Origin of the sequence: Pseudolysinimonas sp., from assembly GCF_031389465.1 — a bacterium.
In the GTDB taxonomy this organism is placed as follows: Bacteria; Actinomycetota; Actinomycetes; order Actinomycetales; family Microbacteriaceae; genus Pseudolysinimonas_A.
In genome coordinates, this window is the sequence record NZ_JANMSQ010000135.1 from 1 (window position 1) to 5,865 (window position 5,865).

General features: G+C 70.4%; 7 protein-coding genes. All 7 read right to left on the reverse strand.

Annotated features, from left to right (window positions below; all coding sequences use genetic code 11):
* Positions 1-618: adenylosuccinate synthetase (locus tag RMO30_RS05155; RefSeq protein ID WP_309710378.1), on the reverse strand; the 618-nt coding region annotated here is incomplete at its 3' end.
* 68 nt (positions 619-686) lie between these two features.
* Entirely contained in the window at positions 687-1,247 is a 561-nt protein-coding gene (locus RMO30_RS05160) for a hypothetical protein (RefSeq protein WP_309710380.1), read from the reverse strand.
* Positions 1,248-1,300: 53 nt separating this feature from the next.
* Positions 1,301-2,191, reverse strand: coding sequence for a polysaccharide pyruvyl transferase family protein (locus RMO30_RS05165; RefSeq protein ID WP_309710382.1), 891 nt, complete (start codon positions 2,189-2,191; stop codon positions 1,301-1,303).
* Positions 2,188-3,345, reverse strand: a complete 1,158-nt coding sequence (locus RMO30_RS05170) for a right-handed parallel beta-helix repeat-containing protein (RefSeq protein ID WP_309710384.1) — start codon at positions 3,343-3,345, stop codon at positions 2,188-2,190. Before RMO30_RS05170 ends, RMO30_RS05165 begins: the two co-directional genes overlap by 4 nt.
* A complete protein-coding gene (locus RMO30_RS05175) occupies positions 3,342-4,817 on the reverse strand; it encodes a lipopolysaccharide biosynthesis protein (protein WP_309710386.1) in 1,476 nt (491 codons plus the stop codon). Before RMO30_RS05175 ends, RMO30_RS05170 begins: the two co-directional genes overlap by 4 nt.
* Entirely contained in the window at positions 4,814-5,644 is an 831-nt protein-coding gene (locus RMO30_RS05180; protein WP_309710388.1) for a glycosyltransferase, read from the reverse strand. Before RMO30_RS05180 ends, RMO30_RS05175 begins: the two co-directional genes overlap by 4 nt.
* A partial coding sequence (locus RMO30_RS05185; protein ID WP_309710389.1) for a hypothetical protein occupies positions 5,641-5,865 on the reverse strand: 225 nt, incomplete at its 5' end. The genes RMO30_RS05180 and RMO30_RS05185, both read right to left, overlap by 4 nt.

Below are 5,865 nucleotides of genomic sequence, written 5' to 3' on the forward strand. Positions count from 1 at the left end.
CAGCAGCGCGGTGTCGGCGACCATCGGACGCAGCCGCTCGGCGTAGGTCAGCAGCTCGTCGACGACCTCGTTCACCGCGATCGCGCGACGGTTGTAGATCTTCACCAGCAGGTGGTTCTTCTGGTGCAGGGCACCCTCCACCTTCTGGCGCAGGATGTTCTCGTCGAACAGGTCTTGGATACGGATGCCGACGCGGTTGATCTTGTCGGCGTACGCCGGTCCGATGCCGCGGCCGGTGGTGCCGATCTGACGCTTGCCGAGGAACCGCTCCGTGACCTTGTCGATGGTGCGGTGGTAGGAGGTGATGACGTGGGCGTTCGCGCTCACCAGGAGCCTCGAGACATCCACCCCGCGCGCGCTGAGTGCGTCGAGCTCTTCGAACAGCACCTCGATGTCGACGACGACACCGTTCGAGATCACCGGCACGACGCCGGGCGTCAGGATGCCGGACGGCAGCAGGTGCAGCGCGTACTTCTCGTCGCCGATGACGACGGTGTGGCCGGCGTTGTTGCCGCCGTTGAACTTGACGACATAGTCGAGCCGGCTGCTGAGCAGGTCGGTCGCCTTGCCCTTGCCTTCGTCGCCCCACTGGGCGCCGATGATGACGATGGCGGGCATGCGGGAACTCCCTAGAAAGTAACGGAGGGATTACACCCCATCCTATTCGGAAGTCTCGCTCAAACCGGCTAGCTCAACCGACCACGCCGCGCCCGCACCAGGAGGGCACCGAAGCCGGACGCGGCGGCGAGCGCCACCCCCGTTGCGATGGCGGCGGTATCCATCTCGTCCGACGCGGAAGCCGTCGACTTTTGCGCCTTGGTCACGGTGCCCACTGCGACCGTCTGCAGAGGGGCGACCGCGGGGGTGACGACAGCGGTCGCCTGAGGTGCCGATGCCGCCTCGGCCGGCGGGGCGGGAGCCGGCGGTGCCGGAGCAAGCGGAGCGGGAGCCGGCGCGGGCGGGGCGGGAGCGGGCGGGGCGGGAGCGGGTGCCGGAGGGGCGGGAGCAGGAGCTGGCGGCGCATCGTCGGGGTTGTCGCCCCAACCACCCCAGTCTCCCCCACCGTCCCATCCGCCGTCGTCGGAGCCGCCGCCGTGCCAGCCGCCCCCGTTGTCGTCACCGGGGCCGTGCGCGATGGCCGGTGCAGCGGTGGCACCCGCTACGACGATCCCGAGCGCGAGCGCCGTCGCAGCGGGCACGAACGCCCGCACGCGTCGGCGCGGACTGATGAGCACATGCTTTCCCACGATTGACCTCTCCCCGTCGATTCGTGAAACCCGACTTCTACGCTACGCCCGGTTCATCCTGTCGTCACCCCTGTTCGGGGGTCCTGCCGCGAACGCCCAGCAGCCTCTCGGGTTCGTTCCGCGATGCGGTTGAGGCCGTCTAGAACTGGCCCCCCCGTCCACAGCTCGGTCGGAAACGCCTCGAGCAGCGGCCCGGGGTCCCACACCGGCGCGGGAGCGCCCCCGCGTTCCAACGCTTCTTCGACATCGGCCGCGACGACCTCATCCGGATCTCGACCGGTGGCGAGGTAGTAGTCCTCGTACTTGAACCCAGGTTCCGCAACCGCCCGCACCGCGCGCGCGGGTACGCCGAGTGCCTCGGCCACGATGACCGCGTGCAGGGAGGAGCCGACCACGAGGGTGCTGCGCGCCAGCGTGCGAAGCACCCGATTCAGCGGCGCTCGCGGCGACACGACAGTGCGACGATCACGCACCTGTGAGAGCTCGTTGAGGTTCGGCACCACGGTGACACCCGACCGACGCGCGGGATCGACGAGCAGGTCGGGACGCAACCCACCGAGCAGGAGCGCCGGGTCGCCGCCGACGACAGCTCCTGGGTATCCGGCTGCGGTGCGTGGTCCCCGCACGGCACGCACGTCGAGCCCCTCCAGCGGCGGTTCGGCCTTCGCGTTGCGACCCGCACCCCAGATGACGTCGCCCGCAAGCGCGAAGTGCAGCACCGAGCCGACCGCAAAAAGCCGGTGCCGCCGGGTCGCGGGGGCGAGCCTGAGTTGCGCGACCAGTTCGCGCACGATCACCGGGCCGAGCAGGTCGCCGAAGTTGCTCAACGGGCGCCCGACGGGCACGGGCTGCCCCCAGCGGCCGGTGCCGCGCACCGGGTTCCACGCCGCAACGTCGACGCCCGCAACATCCACGAGTTCGAGCTGCCCGTCGCGGCGGGTCACCCCCCGGCTCCCGCCTGATCGGCAGGCAGGGATTCCCCATCGAATCCAGCCGAGGCGGGTGCCCCAGCCCCCGAAGGCTCGATCGCCGCGTCCTGGGGATCCACCAGCCCGAGATCACCGCTTTGTCGATCCCGGACTCGCACCTCCCCCTGACGATTCCCGTCCCGGCCGAGCGCATCGGGACTGTCGCAGTTCCCGGTGTTCCAGGACGCGACGATCGTGTTGGTCATCGGCATCGCACAGTTCGACGCGTAGTCGACGATGTTGCGATCGAACACGAGCCCGTCGAGGGGGTCGACCATGACCGACCCGTCGAGCATCGTGTTGTTTCGCACGACGACGTCCGTGATGGCGGTGACGTCGCGCAGGTCGAAAGCGGTGCCGCCGCTGCAGCGCTCGGTCTCGGCGACGCACCCCTGGATGCGGTTGGCTTCGACGAGCACGTCACTGATGCCCTCATCGCCACCCGGCGAGAAGATCAGCGCCGCGTTGTCGCAATTGCCCAGGTAGTTGCCGCGCAACACCACCTCCGAACTGTCGAAGATCTGAACGCAGTCGGAGTGCACGTCACTGCCCGGCCCCTGCCCGAAGCCGCGGATCGTGGAATGCTCGATCGTCACGTTTCGCGCCCCACCGATTTGGATGCCGTCGATCGACGTGCCGTTCTCGATCACCGAGTCGCGGATCGTCACGTTGGCGGCGTGCACGAACACGCCCGACCCGTCGACGTGGATGCCGTCGAGCACGGTGCCCGTCGCCGGGGTGTCGAGGTAGATCCCGCCGGTGAAGGTCACGTCGCGCCACGTGGTCGCCGGGAGTTCCAGCGTCAGCTTGCCGACGACGACCTCGGCTCCGTCGAGCGGTTCGATCACGACCTGATCTGTGCGCACCACGGCCTGAGAACTGCCGCCCCCGAGCTCGAGGTCGCCGTAGTCGCCGGCTGCGAGCAGTACCGTGCCTTCGCCGGCTCGCGCGATGGCATCGGCGAGCGCACACGGCTGCTCAACCGAGCAGACCGAACCGCTGCCGCCGGCCGCGGCATGCCGAGTGACGCCGGCTGCGTCGTCGCGGGGCTCGGGTTGCGAGGCGCAGCCCGCGAGCACGGCCAACACGAGAGTGATCGGCAGGGTGAAGACCCGAGCGGTGCGGTTCATCGAGACCTCCTGGCCCGTGAGATCACGTGGGCGATCCGTGCGGCGTCGCGGCGATAGGCGGGAATGAGCAGCGCGCCGGCGAACACCGAGACCCCCGCGAGGGACCCCGCCCCGAGTGCCAAGAGCGGCGCGGCATCGAGCAGCGCCGAGACCGCGGCCGCCGCCGCAAACGCGAACGGGGCGAGCAACACCGGCCGCAGCACCGGAAGGAACACGTCCGACGCCGTCACGAACGTGCCCCGGATCGCGAGGAGGAAACCCGGCACGAGCAACGCGCACGAGACGAGACCGTAGAGCAGGGCGAGACCGTGCACTCCGTTCCACATCAGGCCGACGACGAACGCAGCGATGACGAGCGGCTTCGTCGCGGCGAAGTACACGAGTTGGCGATGCGCCCGCCCGAGCGACACGTACAGCCAGCCCGAGACGTTGCCGAGCGCCTGGGCGGCTCCGGCGATTGCCAACAGGGCGAAGATCGGTGCCGCAGCCGTCCACGCATCGCCCAACAGCACCAGCACCAGCGGCCCGGCGAGCGCCGCAAGCAGCGCGAACGTCGGGATGGCGGCGTACGCGATGACCAGCATCGCGGCGCGCACGTAGCGGCGGTAGGCATCCTCGTCGTCCCGCAACCGGGAGAGCACCGGCAGCCCGACGCGCGCCAGCGGCCCGTTGAGCTGGCTGATCGGCAACATGAGCAGCGCGTACGCGCGGGTGTAGACGCCGAGCACGGCGGGGCCGAGCGCCCGCCCGACGAGCACGTTGTCGAGGTTGCGGGCCGCGTAGTTGAGCAACTCGACGCCGAAGATGCTGCCCCCGGTGCCGACGACCGCGCGCAGTTCGCGCCACGGTCGGGCGCGCGCGAGCGGCGGGCGGCGGATGACGAGGAAGCCGACGAGCCGCACGACCGCCGAAATCCCGGGCAGCAGGACGAGTGACCAGACTCCGGCACCCATCGCCGCCGCCGTGATCGCGGCAGCGACCCCGATCACGGACGCGACGATCTCGACGAGCGCGATCGTGCCGAAACGCAGGTCGCGCTGAAGCGCCGCCTGCAGGGGCATGGCAACACTGTTCAGGAGCACGAGCGGCGCGAGAGCAAGGGTCAGTCCGATGAGCCGTTCCTCGTCGTACAGTGCGGCGATGAGCGGAGCGGATGCCGCGGCGAGTCCGCCGGCGAGGATGCCGAGAGCGAGCGAGAAGCGATGGATGGCGGCCCACATCGCGGCGTCGATCTCGCGCAGACGCACGATCGCTCCGCTCAGCCCGAACTCGCGGATGAGATCGGCGACCCCGACGATGGCCATCACCATCGCGATCAGGCCGAAGTCGGCGGGTGCGAGCAGTCGCGCGAGCACGACGGTGGAGACGAGTTGCAGCGCCGTACGCGACCACTGCGCCCCGACGGTCACGAGGGTGCCGCGGCTGGCGCGGTGTGCGAGATCCGGGGTCGCTGGCACCGTCGGCGCGGTCATCGGCGACTCGTTTCGTCGCGGTCCCAGACCCCATCGGCGACGCGCAGTTTCCGTTCGGCGAGCGCGGCGGTGCGCAGTTGCACCGCGACGTACACCAGGAACGGCCCCCACAGGGCGGGGCGGGGTGCGACGGCGGTGACCAGTTCGCGCAGCGAGGCACCCCGGGTCGGAGCGTGCCCGGCGAGGCCGGCACGCTGCAACTCGCGGTTTCCCGCCGCGATCCGGGCGCCGCGGGCGAGCAGGGCGCCGAGGGTGCGCGGCGGACGCACGATGAACTCGGCGGCCTCGACCGTCACCCGCTCGGCGGGCCCGAACAGCCCTTGCACGAAGCGGTCGTCGCCGATCACCCGCGGGAAGGCACCGAACCGTTCGCGTCCCTCAGCCGACAGGACGTAGACCCCCGAACCGATGTGGCCGCGACGTCGGAACGAGCTGAGCTCCCACACCGCGTAGTACGCCCGCACCGGCCAGCTCGCGCCGCTCAGCTCGAGGTGCAGGCGCGGCGACGCGACGAGTTCGGGCCCGTCGCGAAGCCGGTCGGCGACGGCCAGGAGGGCCTCAGCGTCGACCTCGACATCGGCGTCGACGTAGGCGCGCGGGAACACCGAGGCTGCCGCATCGCCGGCATCGAGTGCCGCGACCTTCGAGCCTTCCGCCAGTTCGACGACGCGCACCCCCGCCGCGCGTGCGACGTCGGCCGTGGCATCCGAGCACCCGTTGGCGACCACGATGACCTCGAGGCGCGCGTCGACCAGGCTCGCCAACAGCCGTGGCAGCACGCGCTCTTCGTCGTGGGCCGGGATCACAACGCTCAACTCGGGACTCATACCGGCTCCACCTCACGCTCGAGCACCCGCTTCGCCCGTCGCTCCTCCCAGCGCGGCAACCGCTCACCGGCGAGTGCCCACGACCCGGCCGCGAGCAACAGGAAGAAGGTGAGGAGGGTCTGGATGAACGAGAACCCGTCGAAGAAGAACAGCGCCACCACGTAGCCCGCGATGGCTACCGCAACCGCCGCCGCGAGGTCACGGCGCTCGTCGGGCGCGAC